Annotated in this window: 18 protein-coding genes; 15 read left to right on the forward strand and 3 right to left on the reverse strand. The window is 55.5% G+C overall.

The features are described from left to right. The first annotated feature begins 35 nt into the window (after nucleotides 1–35). The 4 genes from RBB80_RS30880 (at nucleotide 36) to RBB80_RS30895 (ending at nucleotide 1,330) form a co-directional block, all read left to right on the forward strand. A complete protein-coding gene (locus RBB80_RS30880; protein ID WP_433969977.1) occupies nucleotides 36–206 on the forward strand; it encodes a LysR family transcriptional regulator in 171 nt (56 codons plus the stop codon). A 39-nt stretch (nucleotides 207–245) separates the two neighbouring features. Continuing rightward, nucleotides 246–539: a LysR substrate-binding domain-containing protein gene (locus RBB80_RS30885; protein ID WP_433965941.1), complete on the forward strand. Its 294-nt coding sequence runs from the start codon at nucleotides 246–248 to the stop codon at nucleotides 537–539. Then, nucleotides 461–808, forward strand: coding sequence for a LysR substrate-binding domain-containing protein (locus RBB80_RS30890; RefSeq protein WP_433969979.1), 348 nt, complete (start codon nucleotides 461–463; stop codon nucleotides 806–808). Before RBB80_RS30885 ends, RBB80_RS30890 begins: the two co-directional genes overlap by 79 nt. A gap of 189 nt (nucleotides 809–997) precedes the next feature. Next, on the forward strand, nucleotides 998–1,330 hold the full coding sequence (locus RBB80_RS30895) for a hypothetical protein (protein WP_433965942.1): 333 nt from the start codon (nucleotides 998–1,000) through the stop codon (nucleotides 1,328–1,330). 202 nt (nucleotides 1,331–1,532) lie between these two features. Here the strand turns inward: RBB80_RS30895 and RBB80_RS30900 are convergent, their stop codons facing one another. Beyond that, nucleotides 1,533–2,726, reverse strand: a complete 1,194-nt coding sequence (locus RBB80_RS30900) for a VIT1/CCC1 transporter family protein (RefSeq protein ID WP_433965943.1) — start codon at nucleotides 2,724–2,726, stop codon at nucleotides 1,533–1,535. A 105-nt stretch (nucleotides 2,727–2,831) separates the two neighbouring features. Between RBB80_RS30900 and RBB80_RS30905 the strand changes: the two genes are divergently transcribed. Beyond that, on the forward strand, nucleotides 2,832–3,104 hold the full coding sequence (locus RBB80_RS30905) for a hypothetical protein (RefSeq protein WP_433965944.1): 273 nt from the start codon (nucleotides 2,832–2,834) through the stop codon (nucleotides 3,102–3,104). Between the two features lie 87 nt (nucleotides 3,105–3,191). Here RBB80_RS30905 and RBB80_RS30910 read toward each other — a convergent pair whose 3' ends face one another. Then, nucleotides 3,192–3,584, reverse strand: coding sequence for a metal/formaldehyde-sensitive transcriptional repressor (locus RBB80_RS30910; protein ID WP_433965945.1), 393 nt, complete (start codon nucleotides 3,582–3,584; stop codon nucleotides 3,192–3,194). A gap of 200 nt (nucleotides 3,585–3,784) precedes the next feature. Here RBB80_RS30910 and RBB80_RS30915 point away from each other — a divergent pair, with 200 nt between their 5' ends. From RBB80_RS30915 to RBB80_RS30945, 7 genes are all read left to right on the forward strand, one after another. Next, nucleotides 3,785–3,961, forward strand: a complete 177-nt coding sequence (locus RBB80_RS30915; RefSeq protein WP_433965946.1) for a hypothetical protein — start codon at nucleotides 3,785–3,787, stop codon at nucleotides 3,959–3,961. 31 nt (nucleotides 3,962–3,992) lie between these two features. Continuing rightward, nucleotides 3,993–5,039, forward strand: a complete 1,047-nt coding sequence (locus RBB80_RS30920) for an Nramp family divalent metal transporter (RefSeq protein WP_433965947.1) — start codon at nucleotides 3,993–3,995, stop codon at nucleotides 5,037–5,039. After that, a complete protein-coding gene (locus tag RBB80_RS30925) occupies nucleotides 5,033–5,293 on the forward strand; it encodes a hypothetical protein (protein ID WP_433965948.1) in 261 nt (86 codons plus the stop codon). Before RBB80_RS30920 ends, RBB80_RS30925 begins: the two co-directional genes overlap by 7 nt. Before the next feature lie 14 nt (nucleotides 5,294–5,307). Next, a complete protein-coding gene (locus RBB80_RS30930; protein WP_433965949.1) occupies nucleotides 5,308–5,505 on the forward strand; it encodes a hypothetical protein in 198 nt (65 codons plus the stop codon). Between the two features lie 502 nt (nucleotides 5,506–6,007). After that, complete coding sequence (locus RBB80_RS30935; RefSeq protein ID WP_433965950.1) at nucleotides 6,008–9,481, forward strand: carboxypeptidase regulatory-like domain-containing protein; 3,474 nt, start codon at nucleotides 6,008–6,010, stop codon at nucleotides 9,479–9,481. Between the two features lie 58 nt (nucleotides 9,482–9,539). After that, nucleotides 9,540–10,250, forward strand: coding sequence for an MgtC/SapB family protein (locus RBB80_RS30940; protein ID WP_433965951.1), 711 nt, complete (start codon nucleotides 9,540–9,542; stop codon nucleotides 10,248–10,250). Between the two features lie 4 nt (nucleotides 10,251–10,254). Beyond that, nucleotides 10,255–10,536 (forward strand): metal-sensing transcriptional repressor, encoded by a 282-nt coding sequence (locus RBB80_RS30945; protein WP_433965952.1) that lies wholly within the window; start codon nucleotides 10,255–10,257, stop codon nucleotides 10,534–10,536. A gap of 523 nt (nucleotides 10,537–11,059) precedes the next feature. On the opposite strand, the gene RBB80_RS30950 is transcribed toward RBB80_RS30945, so the two are convergent. Continuing rightward, a complete protein-coding gene (locus RBB80_RS30950; protein WP_433965953.1) occupies nucleotides 11,060–14,479 on the reverse strand; it encodes a carboxypeptidase regulatory-like domain-containing protein in 3,420 nt (1,139 codons plus the stop codon). 240 nt (nucleotides 14,480–14,719) lie between these two features. On the opposite strand from RBB80_RS30950, the gene RBB80_RS30955 reads away from it, so the two are divergent. From RBB80_RS30955 to RBB80_RS30965, 3 genes are read left to right on the forward strand one after another with little or no spacing between them, the layout of a single operon-like run. Continuing rightward, the gene (locus RBB80_RS30955) at nucleotides 14,720–16,165 is read left to right on the forward strand and encodes a sensor histidine kinase (protein WP_433965954.1); all 1,446 of its coding nucleotides are present in this window, start codon (nucleotides 14,720–14,722) and stop codon (nucleotides 16,163–16,165) included. Further along, nucleotides 16,162–16,665: a response regulator transcription factor gene (locus tag RBB80_RS30960; protein ID WP_433965955.1), complete on the forward strand. Its 504-nt coding sequence runs from the start codon at nucleotides 16,162–16,164 to the stop codon at nucleotides 16,663–16,665. The genes RBB80_RS30955 and RBB80_RS30960 overlap by 4 nt, the downstream gene beginning before the upstream one ends. Beyond that, nucleotides 16,665–16,856 carry a winged helix-turn-helix domain-containing protein gene (locus RBB80_RS30965; protein ID WP_433969980.1) on the forward strand — a complete coding sequence of 64 codons (192 nt, stop codon included), beginning with the start codon at nucleotides 16,665–16,667 and terminating at the stop codon, nucleotides 16,854–16,856. The genes RBB80_RS30960 and RBB80_RS30965 overlap by 1 nt, the downstream gene beginning before the upstream one ends. Nucleotides 16,857–16,943: the final 87 nt, after the last annotated feature.

A 16,943-nucleotide genomic window follows, 5' to 3' on the forward strand; every position in this document is an offset into this window, starting at 1 on the left:
CGGGGCCGACAGGTTGAAGTTGCCGAAAACCCGTCCTGAGCCAGCAGATTAAAACGCTGGAAAATATTGTTGGATATCGCTTGTTCGACAGGACCACTCGCGGGGTCCGCTTGACTGGCGTGGGTCAGTACCTGCCGGAGCGTGCGCGTAAAACACTGGAACGGGTCGACCAGGACGTCGAAATGGCACGCCGTCTCGGTAGATGACAGGAGGGTGTCCTTTCCGTCGGCTTCTCGGGCTGAATCATGTTCACCCGGCTGCCGTTCCTAATCAAGCGCTACAGGCGCCTGCACCCGAAGGTTGAATTGCAATTGCAAGAACTCGTGACTACGGAACTGATGTGCGCGTTGAGGGAGGGAGCGCTCGATCTGGGATTCATGCGCGATGGAGAACCGGACAGTGCAATTACGATTGAACCCCTGCTGAGCGAGCGGTTCGTGGCCATTCTGCCAAAAACAGCATCCACTCGCCGCCAGAACTTCGTTGCGTCCCGCCGATCTGCGAGAGGAGCCGTTCGTCTTCTACGCGAGAAAGCATGATCGCACGCTGCGAAACGGATGGGTTTCGGCCAAGAATCGTGCAGGACACGCAACAATGGCCCACGGCCGTCCGCTTAATCGCTGCCGGACTTGGCGTCTCCATCGCGCCGGCATGTGTTGCAAGCCTTGCAACGCCCAACGTCGTTTACAAGCGCTTGCGTTCGACGCACAGAACATCTGTCGACATTGGCATCCGTCGCGATTTCCAATCCCCAGTGGCAGAAGCATTTCTCAGGATCATTCGCCAGCAATTCTCGGTAGAAAATTAAATACTCACGCGCGTGCGGCATTCACGACTGTCGCCAACAGGCCAATCCACGCAATATAAAAGGCGCCACTTTGCGGTAGGTTGTGGTTATTGGCATCACCACTTACCGAAAAGGAGCGTCGTTTATGAGCCAAGAGAAGTATGTCGGCATGGACGTCCACCAGGCAACGATCTCGGTTGCAGTCACAGATTGCTTGACGAGAAGCGCGTCGAGATAGTCGCACGGAACCGAGGCATCAGGGCGAAGGCAGGCGAAACTGCAGCCAAGCTGCTAACCGCCTTTCTCCGCAAGGCCGAGGAAGTCCTCATCGGGAGGCTGATCGTTGAAACCGTCATCCTGCTTTCAGCAAGAACGCAGAATGATGGAGGCAAGGTTCTCCGCGCAGCAGCCCAGGCCTACAAAGTGGACACCGATGCGATTGCACTCAAGGTAAAGCATGAGTTCGCCGCGAAAGCCAAAGCCAAGTTGCCGCAGAAAGTCGAGGCGAAGCCAGCAGCAGCGAAGGCGAAGAAATCTGCCTAGCTAGCGGGGGCGGGGTTTGCCTAACGGCAGACCCCGCTCAATGTCTTCTCAACCCCAGAGCGTCGGCGCATCGTCGCAGACCAACAGGGCTCCTCATCATTCCGTACATTCCCGACAGGAGAGTTCGCCTTCCCAGCCCGCATCTTCTCAGCAGGAAAAGGCCTCAGCAGGAAAAGGCCTCAGCAGGTCGTCCCGACGAAGCTTATGAGGCTCCTCCAATTCGCCCCAGACCGATACCGATGATGTAGGTGACCGCTCCTTCGAGTGCACCAATCCAAGTCATCTCGAATCCGCTGCTCCACCATGAGCGGATGGTGATGAGGGACTTTGCGGCTCCTACGGCGAAATGCGCGATGAGGGAGACGATGGCGGCGGTAATCACTGCTGGGATACCTGTCATAAAGAAGAAGGGAACGATCGGGATTAGGGCCCCAATGGCTGTGGACACGGCTCCGGAGACGGCGGAGACTATGGGTTTACTCAACCCCTCTTCTGTCGTGCTGAGACGCTCCCGCGCGAGTGCTTTGACGAGTTGTTCTTTGTCTCTGGCGAGGTGATCGGCGAAACGCTCGGCGTCTTCTTCCGGAAGGCCTCGGATTTGAAAGCTGAGGGAGAGCACCTCACGAGCTTCGGCTTCGTTGTCCTCTACGGCTTCCCGCTCCCTTGCAAACTCTGCCTCAAATATCTCTCGTTCGCTTTTCGCAGCAAGATACGCTCCTGAGCCCATCGATAATGCACTGGCAACCATACCGGCCAAGCCTGCAATGAGAACAAAGTGGCTATTGCCCAGTGTTGCTCCCGAGACACCGGAGACGATGCCGAAGATCGACCCCAGTCCATCATTGACGCCGTAGATTGCGTCCCCAACCCAAGCTGCCGCTTGCGTGTGACCCTTGTCGCGGGCGGTCAGCAGATCGTCGAGCGCCTCCTGCGCCTGCTCGGGAGGCATTGTCGGCAGAGGTCGGCGCGAACGAATCAGATTGCCTAGCGTCTGATAGTGTTCCCGCTCGTCGGCAATGACCTCTTTCAGGATTGCAACGCTAGATTGGTCGCCAAGAGCTTTCAACTGCTTTCCATACTTGGCGATATCTCGGCCTTCGTCGATCTCGAGTCGGCGCAGGGCCAGATCAGCCCCGCCCACTCGATTCGCCAACGAGTGTGCCTCACCCGATGGATCGCCGACGTACTGGGGTACCGGTGCGCCTAGCTCTTGGATACGTCCAGCCCACAGAGCGGCATGATGTTTCTCGGCAGCGGCTAGACCACGCAAAGCGTTCCTGCGTTGCGGATCGACTTCGTCTTTGGCAAAGGCTGTGTAGGTGTAGTAACCCTCCATCTCAGCTTGCCAGTTGGCCGCCAGTGCAGCGAGCAGCCTCTTATTGTCGGAACTCGTCATCTCTTGTGCCTTTCGATTGTTGGACCGATGCCGCGTGCGGTCGGCTAGCGTACCGAACTTAACTTGATATGGGCTACCCTTTTGATCACAACTGAGTCGCCTAGCTTGGCCTTGGTCACAAAGCAGAATGAGTCCTCTCCCGCCAGCGGTGTTCCTTTGATGGTATCGGCCACAATCACTTCCGAATCCAAATTCAGACTGGCGCTCGACATAACTCGCCTATCTCGCATGGCCGCAGCCGGTATTCTCAACCCGCTGCTAGCCACGTTCATTCACGTCGCCTCGGAGTTAACCTTCATTCTCAACTCAACGCGCCTGCTTCCACGACGCGAGAAGACGAACGTTGCCGGCCGGGAGGCGGTCGTGGCGCACGGCTAAAAGCTGGGGCCGTGTGGCGCATCGCACGAAGATTTATGCACCTATCGTTTCTGACCATTTATTTCAGATACGCCCGCACCAAATCAATCATGTCTTCGGCAAGTTCGTGTGGTGGAGCGGCACTACGCTCCGGGAGAGCAAGTGATGCCGTATGTGGTCTTCAAGCACTTCAGCCATAAGGCTGTTGACACCGCCGCGGACGTTCGCAAGAAGCATAAGAACATCCGCACAATCGTCCTCTGCAGTGAGCGAACGTTCGATGGAATCGACCTGCCCTCGAATGCGTTTGATACGGGCAACGAGCTTCTGCTTTTCTTTGTCGATGTGAGACATAATCTCCTTGTATATCCTATGGGGGTATGATAGAAAATTTAAACGAGAGATTCCATTCTCGCAGGAGAAACAGAACACCCTATGAGTATAAATTCCGCACAAGAGCCTCCAAGTATTCGGAGAGCCCGCTTGTGCTGCGATGAGCATTCTGGAACCCGCTTTTAGCCTTCGCTATCGGCGATTTCTCACCGCTCATCTCAGCATACGACTTGAGATTTGAGCGCGTGAGACTGTGGCCTATAGGGCCAACCTCACACCTCCCGAACCGACGATCCGAAAGAGCTTTCGATGGCTGCGCTTCCGCGCGGCCATCGCCGACTCTTGCATGAATCGCGCAAGGAGGAATCATGAACAAGATCCAGAACAACAAGATTCTTGCTGTCCGCAGGCCGAGCCCTCTCGTCCGTGTATGGCGTTCCACCGGTGATCCCGGAATGCCCCTGGTAGGAATCTGGGTGCAGGCCGACACCGCAAGACTGCGTTCAAGTCCCGTCGACGCATCAAGCGACGAAATAGGGGATTAGGCCTATGCGCGTGATGGAACCAGAGGATGCCGTGACCACTCCCGCAGCGGGGGTCGTGGTCCGAAGTGCGTGGCAGCGGCGCATTGTGACCTTCCTGATGGTCTTTGGCCCCGGCCTGATCGTCATGGAAGCGGACAATGACGCTGGGGCTGTGTCCACCTATATGCAGGCCGGTGGTCAGTACGGCCTGCATTTGCTTTGGCTGCTAGTCGTACTCTTGCCCATCTGCTACTTCATCCAAGAGATGGTTGCCCGGCTGGGCATTGCGACGGGTAAAGGCCATGCCGCAATGATCTATGAGCGGTTCGGCAAGTGGTGGGGGCACTTTTCACTGCTTGACCTGCTCGCAGTCAACTTCCTCACGCTCATCACGGAGTTTGCCGCTATCTCGCTCGCTCTTAGCGCGCTCGGAATAAGCCCTTACATCTCTGTGCCCGTCTCCGCCGTCGGCTTGACGTTGATGGTTGTGACCGGAAGCTACCTCCGTTGGGAGCGAATCGTAATTGCCCTGTGCCTGATGGATCTGACCTGGTTCGTCCTCGCCTTCATGGTGCATCCGCATTGGGAGACTGCTGCTCACCACTCCGTCGTTCCGACGATGCCAGCAGGGGGCATCACAAATAGCTTGGTATTCCTGGTGATCGCTATCGTCGGTACAACCATCGCCCCCTGGCAGCTCTTCTTTCAGCAGAGTTGCGTTGCCGAGAAACGGCTTCGGTTTGCCGACCTGAAGTGGGCACGACTGGACACTCTCATTGGAGCAACCTTTACCGTCTGTGTCGCCGGCGCGATGATGCTGGTTGGGAACTACGGCTTTGAACACAAGATCGTTTTCCAAGACCCGGCACAGATCGCCCTGGCACTCGGCCCGATTGCCGGCACCTTCGTTCGCAATGGGGTTCTGCTGCTGATGGTCAACGCTGCCGTGCTGGGAACGACGGCCATCTCACTCGCGAGCGCATGGGCCTATGGCGAGGTAAAGGGTTGGGAGCACTCGTTGCACAAGAAATTATGGGAAGCCCCGGGTTCTATGCAACTTACATCCTGTGTGTCGGAGCTGCTGCGGCCATCGTGCTGATTCCTCATGTGCCGCTGCAACTAGTCATTATCAGCGTGCAGGTGTTCGCAGGACTCATCCTGCCCTCCGCCATCATCTTTCTCCAACTACTGCTCAATGATCGGGAGTTGCTCGGCGATCGCTGGGTTAACCGGCCATGGAACAACTACATCAACTGGACGATCATCGTCGTCCTTTTTGCCCTGTCGCTGCTGCTTGCGGCGCAGGTGATTCTTCCGAACTTTTTCAGTAGAGGTGAGTCATGGCAACTATAGGAGTATCCCCTGATATGAACGGATTCCGCGTTATCCATCCCCTGGATGACGTTGCAGAGCAGAAGTGTTCTACGGAAGGGCTTGGCAAGATTCGCATGACGCGGGCGGTGCGTGTTTCGCTTGGGTTCCTGCGGGCCTACCTGATTTTGATGACGCTGATGCTCAGCTACCACGTCCTCGATCTCTCGGGTCTTCTGCACAAGATCCACTAAGCGCTCGCAATACGAAGGAGGAAGTATGGACGACCCGGTTCCAAGTGAGCCTCCGCATAGCCGGAGGCCAGCGGCAATCCTCTCTGAGCACGACATCGCATGATGCTCTCCGCTCGCAGCAGGGGATCTCCGCCCACTGCGCGAGCTTATAGAACAAAGCTCCGTAACAACTGAGTGCCTGCGTATTAGACAGACGCAGACGAAAGACTCACTGGCGAGCCGAATGCCTGCTCCGTCCAGAACGGTAGACGTGTGCCGGCATCAATGGCTGGGACACGCTACATCGGAGGCTACGATGAACCATCGCAAACTGATTAATGATACCTGGACGTATAACGCAAATATCCGCGCTGAGGATGGGCTGCAGCCGCCCCGTGGGTGGAGAGCTCTGTTGGATACCCTTTTGATTCCAGTCGGATTCATTCTTGCTCTAGTCCAGCTTTCCTTATTGATGAGTCATTCTGCTCGTGCTCAAACAGGAAGCGGAAGGATAACCGGATCGGTGAAAGATGCGAGCGGTGCCCTCATCTCCGGCAGCAGCGTGTCTCTGATCAACACTGCGACTGGAGTAACGCAGAAGACGATCAGCAATGGAGAGGGTGTATTCGCCTTTCCTGTGGTCCCGGTTGGTCAATACGAGCTTGATGTAACGGCGGACGGATTCACCCCGTACAAACAGACGAGCAAGATCAAGATCGATGTGAACACGGCCCTCGCGATTGATGTTCCGTTGCAGATTGCACAGGCATCTTCAGTCGTCACAGTCACTGAGAACACCGCTGAGGTCCGCACCACTGACACGCAGATAGGCCAGACCATCGAGAGCAAGCAGGTGGTCGATATTCCACTCAACGGGCGGAGCTACACGGACCTGCTCGCGGTTCAGGCCGGTGTCTCCCCGATTACGACCAGTGGTGCGGCCAACACAAGTTCTGGCGGCGGCTTTGGGACAGTACCTGCCGCAGGCGAGACCAACACAGGCCAGTTCTCCATTCATGGGCAGCGTGAATCCGATAACGCCTACTACCTCAACGGCGCAAGCGTTCAGGAGACCATCGGCCAGCAGGCCGGGATCATCCCGAACCTTGATTCGATTGCCGAGTTCCGCATTCTATCGAGCAATGTGGATGCAGAGTACGGTAGCTTCACGGGTGGCATCATCAACCTGGTGACGAAGTCCGGGTCCAATACCTTTCATGGAAATCTATTCGAATTCTTTCGCAACACGCATCTGGACGCACGGAACTACTTCTCGCCCGAGCGCGCGGCCTTCCATCAAAACCAGGACGGTGGCACCATCGGTGGACCGATTCGTAAGGACAAGATCTTCTTCTTCGGCGACTATCAGGGCCAACGCTTCATCCAGGGCATTGAGACCGGCTCCGTCAGCGTTCCCACGAACGCGAATCGCAATGGGGATTTCACGGATTCCGCAGACAGCCTCACTGGGACTGTGAACGGACCCTACCTTGCGCAGACTCTGAGCCAGCGCCTCGGCTATCAGGTCAGGCTGAACGAATCCTTCTATACAAACGGCTGCACAACTTCGAGTCAATGCGTCTTTCCAAACGCGATCATACCCATGAGTGCGTGGGGCACGGCGCCGAAACGCATGCTGCAATACATTCCCACGGGCAACATCGCGGATGGAACCTTCTCTTCCGGCGCCTATAAACGCGGCATCAATGACAACAAGTTCGGTGGCCGTCTCGACTTTAGCTCCAATCGATTCGGGACATCCTCTATCTACTACTTCAACGACCGCTACAACCTCGACGATCCATATCCGAGCGGCCTTGGGGGCGCCACTCTACCCGGCAACGGCTTCGCTTACGATGTGACCTCGGTAGGCGTAGGCCAGACTGTCATCTTTAGCAACATCCATACCTTCGGCGTGAATACCGTCAATGAGGCCCGGTTCGGCATCACTCGTCTTGACAACCACATTGGAACACCCCAGGGCGGAGTCGGGGTCACGCTTGCCGATCAGGGCATTCAGGCGGGCGGCCAAGGTATCGTCCAGGGCTTCCCGCAGCAGGCCGGCGTTGAAGAGATGTTCTTCAACAGCTTTTCGGTAGGAACGAATCCGTTCTCCATCGCTCAGGTGAACACCACATACGATCTGGGAGACAGTCTCTCGCGGACCATCGGCAACCATACCCTCAAGGTGGGCGGACGCTACATCTGGTACAAGGTCAAACAGAACCCCAACCTGGTCGCGAACGGGACGTTCTCTTTCTTTGGCACCGGCAACCAGACAACTGGAAACGGCTTCGCCGACTTCCTCCTGGGTACGCCTGACTTCTATTCGCAGCAGTCCACGCCGGTGTTTTACGAGAGTGCGGCCGATGGTGACTTGTTCGCTCAGGACAGCTTTCGTATCCGCCCGAATCTTACTCTCAACTACGGCCTGCGCTGGGATTATGTAACTCCCTGGGCAGAGAAATATCACCAGACGACGACCTTCGTGGCAGGCGTAGAGTCGGCTACGTTCCCGGGCGCGCCATTGGGTTATCTCGTGCCGGGAGATCCGCTTCCAGGCGGGGGTAAGATTCCGAACGCGATTGCACCTACACCGCTCAATAACTTTTCTCCACGATTTGGACTAGCCTACTCCCCGAACTTTTCGGATGGGCTGATCGGTAAATTGACCGGTGGCCCAGGCAAGACCAGCATCCGAGTCGGAGGTGGCCGGTTCTTCACTTCGCCTCAGGGACTCACTGTCGCCTACCCAACGGGGAATCCTCCTTACGGCCTGACCTACACCAGCCCGGAATCGCCGGTCATGGAGACACCCTTCATTGGCTCTCTCTCGGGCACGCAGTATCTCCAACAGTTTCCTGTAAATGTGCCTTCGTACAACGTCTCAACCCGCAATCCCGACAACGCTGTTGATTGGAACCGTTACTTCCCCATCAGCGGAGCCGGCAGCGTGTACTACAAAAACAAAACCAGCTACTCGATGCAGTACACCCTCTCCATCGACCGGCAGATGAGTGCGAACACCCTCTTCAGCATTGCCTACGTCGGTTCGCTTGGGAGGCACCTGTTGACCGTACATGGAGCCAATCCCGGCAGTCCTGGCCTCTGCCTCAGCCTGAGTCAGCCATCGGAGGTCGCGCCTGGTTCGCCAACCTGCGGACCGCTTGGAGAGAATCTCGTCTACACGCGAGCTGATGGCACAGTGGTCAATGGAACGCGCGGCCCCTTTCCGAATCAGATCGGAACCGATGCGTACTACGAGAACATGGGCAACTCGCACTACAACGGGCTTGAGCTGACCCTCAAGCGAACCGCAGGACCACTGTCCTTACTCGCCAGCTACACCTACTCTAAGTCTTACGATCAGACCTCAAGCATCCAGGAGCAAGTCGATCCGTATGACTATCACCGGTTGGATGGAATATCCGCCTTCGATCTGAAACATAACTTCGTCGTCAGCTACAACTACGATCTTCCTGTTGCTCGTCTGTGGCATCCGAATCGGCTGACCAGCGGATGGGCACTGTCCGGCATTACTCGTTTCGCTACTGGCGTGCCGGTGACGTTTGCCAGCTTCGGTGACAACTACCTGGTACAAGTGCAGAACAACAGCGTCAATGCGACGAGCATCGACATGCCGAACTACGACGGCACCGGCTACAAGATCAATCGCGACCCACGGAGCGGCAAGCCGTTCTTCAACAATCTGGCCTTCACCCCAAATGCACTCGGAACGCAGGGCAACTCCAAACGCCGCGACTTCTACGGCCCCGGCATCGACAACTTCGACATGGCTCTCCACAAAGTGACGAACCTCACCGAGGCCCGCTCGTTGGAGCTTCGTTTGGAGATGTTCAATGTCTTCAACCACGCGCAGTTTTTCGGGGGCAACTCGGTTGACGGGAACATCGGCAACCAGGGCAGTACTTTTGGTTTCGTCACCAAAGCAGCCGATCCGCGTATCGGTCAGATCGCAGCAAAGTTCCGGTTTTAGTGGATGAGGGAGACTGACAGCCTCCCTCGTCTTTCATGCCACCTGAACGGAGAAAGACATGATCGGAATCAGTACACTTCAGTTTGCCATTCGCTTGTTGCTCGCAATTGCAATGGGCGCGACGGTTGGTTTGGAACGGCAATGGCGGCAGCGCATGGCTGGCACACGCACCAACGCGCTCGTTGCCGCAGGAGCTGCGGCTTTCGTCATGTGCGGACTCCTGCTCGACAATGATCCTTCCGCGCGTGGACGGATCGTCTCTTACATCGTATCGGGAGTGGGCTTTCTCGGCGCAGGGGTCATCTTCAAGGATGGCGCAAGCGTGCGTGGGCTCAATACGGCTGCCACGATCTGGTGTTCCGCCGCCATTGGCGCACTTACTGGGCTCGGTTCTTTTCATCTGGCGCTTGTGCTTGCCTTCGCGGTTCTCTTCACCAATATGATCCTCCGGCCGCTGGCCTATCGCCTCCACCCCGTCCTCCCCGAAGCAATTCCTGCCGAGACGCTCTATGAGTTGAAGCTTGACTGCAAAGTTTCCGCTGCCGCCCACATCCGCGCTTTACTACTTTCCACCATCACGCCGCTCCCCGTTATGTTGCATTCCATCCATGGGGAACCAAACGACACGAACGAGCAAGCACACATCCGCGCCGAGATAACGACAGCAGGCCGGAACAACGAAGCTATTGAACAGGTGGTGATGCGCCTCTCTATCGAAGATGACGTCTCAACCCTGAGCTGGTCGATCATTGAATCGGCAATGGAGTAAGCGAATGAATGGAACATCTTCACCCATTGAGCGCCGCAATCAACGTATTTCCGCGCGGCTGCGCCGTATCCAGGGGCAGATCGTCGCGCTGGAGCGCTCCCTTGCAAAGGAGCCGGAGTTTACTGTTCTCCTTCAAAGAGCGGCCGCGGCTCGGGGGGCAATGAGCGGTTTGATAGCAGACCTCATGGAGGAACGTCTGCGCAGCCTTCAGGTGATCGCCGAGAGCGACGAGGCTCGTGCCGAAGTTGCAGAGATGATCGATATCGTCCACGGTTATCTCATCTGATCCTGTTCGCGATCTGACGTTTCACCAGCTCCTAGGTGCTGTGTGTTTTTAGCGTTTAGCGCGGTCACACGTCGCTACTCTGAAACGCCGAAGAGTCCCAACAAGCAAAAGAGAAATATCCCCTCTGTGCCCCCTAAAGAGAAAAGTCTTGCAAATTGAGAGCGAATCTCTGCGGGGCGGTCCACCCTCCCCGCAACGCCGAGTAGGACAAAACGCTAAGGGGTGAGTGTACCGGGACATGCGTTACGTTGTGGACCTGAGACATCCGTTCCTGGCCCCTTGCGCTGCCGATGATTCGAGCTGAGGAGTACGACAAAACATATATCCCGGCGTCGAGGCCGTGGGAATGTGGGAATCCCGAAGGGATTTCCAAAGAGTGTGGAAAGGGTGGGAAGCCGTCTTATGGCTTTCCATGCTTTCCACGCTCTATCATTTCCGTGGCCTGCTTTTCGCGCGGCAAATGCTGGATATGAATAAATGGGAGACGATAAGAATCTCTACGCCTCCCTAAGCGGCAATCCAATTAAAAATCGATTCTGAACGCCGCCTGTCCCGTCCGATTTCCCGCGTTCTCCGCCGTTTGCGGTCCAGTCAGCTGCCCAAATAGCGAGTTGTCGATCGCCGTAACGGGTGGCGCAAGGTTTGTGTGGTTCAGAACATTCGTGAAGGTTGTCTCGAACCGCGCATGGATCTTCTCGGTGACAGCGAACCGCTTCGCTACACCAAGACTAACCGTAGCTGTGCCAGGACCTTGAATGATCCCAACTCCTGCATTTCCGAAGCGACCTGCTCCTGCCGGGGTCGCCAGGAAAGAAAGGTTGTTGTAGGTCACAGCTCCGGCCGTCCCCTTCGGTACCCTATCCGGACGCAGCACAGCGCTGCGATTGACGACGTTCGTGTTCGACTGATCGGCAGAGCCGCTGATGCTGGGAGTAAGCCAGGGGCCCGTCTCAAGCAGTGTTATAGTTGTCAGATCCCAGCCACCCAGAAATAGGTCCTTGACTGTGCTGGTATTCATGTACTGTCGGCCCTTGCCAAAAGGCAGCTGATACATACCCGTGAGCAACATGCGGTTGCGACGTGTGCCGGAAACATTGCCGAGGTTTTGCTTGATATGAAACCGATCGGCAATGGGAAGTCCGTAATTGACCTCACCGGCGAACGCGCTTGGCGCATCACCCTGATTGTCAGCCTCACTTTTTGCGTAGGTGTAGTTTGCATCCACATAGAGTCCACGCTCCAAACGATGCGTCGCCTGCAGTTCGAACGCGTGATAGTTTGCCTCACCTGCATTGAACGTGCTGAGCAGCGTAGTCCAATTCTGATATGGCGCGCGGGAATCCACGAAAGCTCCAGCCGTCGCTCCCGTGTTGTACGGAGTCGTGCTGGCGAGAATCTGGTTAAGATCCTCGGTAATGTTCAACCGGTAGGTGTGCATCCCGACGTAGCTAGCACGAAGCGATGTAGCATTTGACAGTTGCCGCTCCACAGTCACGTTCCACTGGTTCGACTGGGGATCGCGGTATGTGGGATCGACTCCTTGATCCAATCCGCCACCGCCAAAGGTCGGGCCGCCGGAAGTGGCAGGCGCAGTATTTGGGAAAACGATCTGTGGAGTGTTAGGCCCCGCCGTGTTGGAGTTGGAATAAATGTGCAGATTCGAGGTTGGGTTGCCGCTGTTGTTGAACGAAAGCGGTCCCAGGTTGGTCATCGTATAGATGCCAAATCCGGCACGCACCACCGTCTTTGTGTCATTGAACGGGCGATAGGCAATCGCGATGCGCGGCTGGAAGTCTCCTTTATAGGTCTGGCGCAGACTCTGCGGCAATCCATCCTGGCTGGCCGTGATATATCCAGTGCACGGTATCCCGTGAATGGTCGACCCCGCAGCCGTGCCGGACGGGCACGCATTGAAGGACTGCTGGAAAGCGACATTGGAAGAGGTAATGTTCTGGCTGGTCAGGTATCCAGCCAAAGCATCAGGAACAACGATCGAGTTATTCCGTTGATCGAAGTTTGCCAGATTACCGCCGTCCTCCTGAAAGCCGGGGAGAACCTGCCAGCGAAGACCATAGCTGAGCGTCAAACGATCGTTTACCTGGAACTCATCCTGTGCGAAGAAACTATATTGCTTGGCGGTTCCTCCGACATCAGGGCTGGAAACAGCGAAGTAAAGTGTGGTCGGCGCGCCTTCGAGGAAGTCGCCAAAGGCATTGCCCGTAAACTGATCACCTTGGGCGTTCCCATACGATGGTTGAAATATGAAGGCCCCGAAATCATCTGAGGCAAACTGTGGGGCAAAGCTCTCCAGATCGAAGTACCGAACACGACGGATATCGATCCCACCCTTCACCGTGTGCTTGCCGAAGCTGTAAGTCAGGTTATCGCTGAACTGCGTCGTCTTCGATTGCGTGACTCCTGCCTTATCTCTTCCAATCACTGGAAACGGGGTTCCCGCGCTGAAATTGAAGGTGGGGAATGCGTGGGTTAGTGGGTGCTGACTGATATCCACTCCAGTAAGATCCAACTGGCTCAGCGCAGTGGAACCTTGAATCGGGAAGTCGACACTGGTCGTAACATTCGTGAAGCCGTAGCGAAACTCATTCAGTAGCTTCTGGGTAATCGTGTAGGTATGCGAAATCAACAGGCTCCGATTGTGAATGGAATCCGAGTCATCCGGCAGAAAGAGGTTCGCGAAGTCCGTGGTGATGTTCTTGCGGCTGAAGCGCGCGTAAATCGATTGCTTGGACGAGATCGTCTGATCAACCCGGATGTCCGCACCGTCGGTGCGGGCAGGAGTCGCTTGAAAGTTCTGGTAGTTGATGGCCTGCGTCTGGTTAAGGGCCCCTGCCACGTTTGGCAATGGATAGTAAGCGAGCAGCGCCCTGGCAGTCTGGCTAATCTGGGTAGATGGAATCGTAGGACCACCTATATCTGAGAGGTTGCCGTTCCTATCCGCGACCGTTGGAACGACATATTGCTGAAACACCGCAGTGCTACGCCGATTGCCTTCATAGTCCGCAAAGAAAAACGTCTTGTTGTGCCCGTCATAGACATGTGGAATCACAATCGGCCCGCTCAACGAGAAGCCAAACGTATTGAATTTCTTGGGGGCTTTCCCGCTGGAGCCATATGGATCGGCATCCAACGCTTGGTTTTGCAAATACTCGAAGACACTCCCGTGATATTGGCTTGTCCCGTTCTTGGTGGTGAATGTTACATCGCCAACCTGGGAGAACTCCGCACTATTGTTGAATGCGGTAACTCTAACCCCAGCAATTCCTTCCTGCGATGGATAGGCGTCCTGAAGCGCTCCATTCTGCCGCACGTTGGCAGTTGAAATACCATCGACGGAGAAATTCACCATCGAGGAGCTCGCTCCGCCCAGAGCGATATTGCCGGAGCTATCCGTCTGAACGTTGGGAGACAGGCCAAGCGCGCCGAGCGGACTTGTAGTAGTCGCACGGTTATTCAGGGGCAGCTGCGCCATTTCGATATTAGTTTTCGAATCGCTGATCGTTCCATTTTCCGTATTGATTTGGTCGGCTGCGCCCGATACTTCCACAGTTGTCGACTGTGCCGCGACGTTGAGTGTAGCTCCAAGTCTCAAATCCTGTCGCGCTTCCACTGAAATTCCCGACACGACTGTGTCGGCAAAGCCATCGCGATAGGCACGTAGCGTGTACTTGCCGGCCTTCACGTTCTCAAAGATGAAGGCTCCTGAAGCATCCGTATCGACTCTGCGTTCCGTATTTTCATCTGTGCTGTGCAGCACGATCTGCGCGTCTGGAATCGCCGCTCCGCTAGCGTCTAAGACGTTGCCTCTGACGCTCCCAAACGTCGACTGGGCATGGGCCAACTGCCCCGCAACCAGCAACAGACCGCACATGATTGGGCAGATGACGCTAGATAAAACAGATCCCAGGACGCTCTGTCCCCCCACCTGTGAGTGTGCTGGCCCTCGTTCTGCTGTTGAAGGGACACGACCATATCCTCTACAAGGGACGTACGTGCTGCTCTGTCTAGTGAAAGAAGGCCTCTAAGTAAGTTCATGTCGAATCACCTCATATGTCGGAAAAGAGCGACACTTTCAGTGAACCGTGTACATCGTTAGCAATGCATAAGGTTCTTCTTAACGGTTTGTTTATGCCTGAATCGCTATAGTTCCGGCAGGGGCGACCGAATGATTGCCAGACCAATCCAGTTGGTCCTACGCAGGATTGCGGGCGGCTGTGCCGCTGGAATGCTGTTGACGCTTCTCTCCTACCGCCTTCACTTTAATCTCTCCGCAGCCACCTCCATCCACCTTTTTCTAGTGGTGGTCATCGCGCTTCGTTGGGGCTTATTCGAAGCGAGCGTCGTTTCAATTCTGTCCGTTGCCTGCCTCGACTACTTCTTCACCCAACCTTTGTTCCACTTCTACATCACAGATTCACACGATTGGATCGCTCTCCTCATCTTTGAAGCAACGGCCCTGATCGTCAGCAGCCTCTCAGACCGAGTGAGCCACCACGCTCGCGAGTTAGAGCGGCGTCAAGCTCAACAGCAGAAGCTTTACGAACTCAGTCAGCATATTCTGCTCCTCAATCGGGAAGCAGCGGTCGATCAACAACTCGTCGACCTCTTACGTTCAAGCCTAGGGGTGAGAGGAATAGCCCTTTGGAAGGCCCATGAGGTGCATCAGTGGCAGAGTGGAGATTGTGATATCTCAGATGACGAGGCTCGCTCCGCTTACTTGCTCGAAACAAATGAGGATGACTTGAGCACTGGTATTTCCAAGCGCGTCCTTCGGCTAGGGACCCGGCCTATAGGATCTCTCATCCTCTGCGGGCATTCGCTCGACCCAGTCTCAATTGACGCAGCCTCTTCGCTTACCGCAGTTGCAATCGAAAGGGCGCGCTCGTTTTCAACCGAAGCAAATGCAGTAGCGGCAAAACAAAGTGAGCAACTGCGCTCCGCCATATTGGATGGCCTCGCACATGCTTTCAAGAGCCCGCTTACGACGATCAGAGCCTCAAGCTCCGGCCTCCTCGCGATGAACACCCTGTCGGGCACTGAAGAAAAACTGGTCGGCTTGATTGACCGCCATGCGGGACACCTTAGCGACCTCTCCAATCATCTTCTCCTTACTGCGAAGCTGGATGGTGGCGATCTGAAGGTCAAGCGTGAGCAAGTCGACGTAGCTCAGTTGATCGAACGCGCCATCACGGGATCATCACAGGAACTGGATGGGCATTCGATTGACTTCCAGATGAGCTCGGGGCACAACGCCGTATATGGAGATGTAAAGCTTCTTCAAATGGCACTCTTTCAGGTCCTCGACAATGCTGCAAAGTATGGTCGTCCCAACTCTCAGGTGGCCATCGCGGTTCAGGAAGAAGAAGCGGAACTGGTTATCAGGATTAAAAACGAAGGCTCGTTTATTCCGGATGACGAAAAAGAGAAGGTATTTCAACGTTTTTATCGTTGCTCTGGGTCTGTGAAGACGATCTCAGGCACCGGGATCGGTCTCTCCGTAGTTAGGCGCATCGCTGAAGCGCATAGCGGGCGAACCTGGGTTGAAAGCGATCAAGTGAATGGAACCACCTTCGCTATCGCACTACCCCGCATGGCAAAGGAGAAAGCGTGAATCAGAAAAGCAAGGTGCTCGTCGTTGAAGACGATGCAGGAATACGTCAGAGTCTGTTCGAAACGTTGGGAGCGCTAGGATTTGCGGTCGGGGAAGCTCACAACGGGGAAGAGGCCCTCGTGCAACTGCGCATGGTCAGCTATGACGCGGTTCTCCTCGATATCAACATGCCAGGTATGGGAGGCAAGGAGACGTGTCGAAGAATCTGTCATACCTTTCCCGGACTGCCAATCGTTATGCTCACTGTTCATGACGATGAAGAGGATATCGTCGAGTCGTTGGACGCGGGCGCATTTGACTATGTCACGAAGCCGTTTCAGATTCGTGAGCTCACCGCAAGGTTACGATCAGTCATCCGGCGTCGCCACGCACCGATGGGAGAAACAGATCTAATCAGAATCGTGGGCGACATCACGCTCGACGCCAATCGCCGCCTCGTTGAGAAAAAGGTGAACAGATCCACCTCGCTCCAAAAGAATACGAGACCCTCCGTTGTTTGATGGAGCATGCCGGTAGACCCGTCAGGCATGAAAATCTACTGCGATCCATTTGGGGACCGCCTTATGGCAACGAGCGTGAATATCTGCGAGTTGTCATCAATCAATTGCGAAAGAAAATTGAAGACGATCCTGCTCGCCCCGTTTATATCTTGACCGAGAGCCATATCGGCTATCGCTTCCGTGAAGAATAACTAACCCGATGTCTATGTTGACGCGAGAAGGCAAACGGCAGCGAGTCGATTGGTAATGTCACTTCATCCAGGTGATACAGAGACATC

Origin of the sequence: Tunturiibacter gelidiferens, from assembly GCF_051013345.1 — a bacterium.
In the GTDB taxonomy this organism is placed as follows: Bacteria; Acidobacteriota; Terriglobia; order Terriglobales; family Acidobacteriaceae; genus Edaphobacter; species Edaphobacter gelidiferens_A.

Bases quoted from the DNA above. Each gene is read 5' to 3' on its own strand.
- RBB80_RS30885 (WP_433965941.1), top strand. From the start codon at position 246: ATGTTCACCCGGCTGCCGTTCCTAATCAAGCGCTACAGGCGCCTGCAC.
- RBB80_RS30900 (WP_433965943.1), bottom strand. From the start codon at position 2,726: ATGACGAGTTCCGACAATAAGAGGCTGCTCGCTGCACTGGCGGCCAAC.
- RBB80_RS30910 (WP_433965945.1), bottom strand. From the start codon at position 3,584: ATGCTCATCGCAGCACAAGCGGGCTCTCCGAATACTTGGAGGCTCTTG.
- RBB80_RS30915 (WP_433965946.1), top strand. From the start codon at position 3,785: ATGAACAAGATCCAGAACAACAAGATTCTTGCTGTCCGCAGGCCGAGC.
- RBB80_RS30930 (WP_433965949.1), top strand. From the start codon at position 5,308: ATGAACGGATTCCGCGTTATCCATCCCCTGGATGACGTTGCAGAGCAG.
- RBB80_RS30940 (WP_433965951.1), top strand. From the start codon at position 9,540: ATGATCGGAATCAGTACACTTCAGTTTGCCATTCGCTTGTTGCTCGCA.
- RBB80_RS30945 (WP_433965952.1), top strand. From the start codon at position 10,255: ATGAATGGAACATCTTCACCCATTGAGCGCCGCAATCAACGTATTTCC.
- RBB80_RS30955 (WP_433965954.1), top strand. From the start codon at position 14,720: ATGATTGCCAGACCAATCCAGTTGGTCCTACGCAGGATTGCGGGCGGC.
- RBB80_RS30965 (WP_433969980.1), top strand. From the start codon at position 16,665: ATGGAGCATGCCGGTAGACCCGTCAGGCATGAAAATCTACTGCGATCC.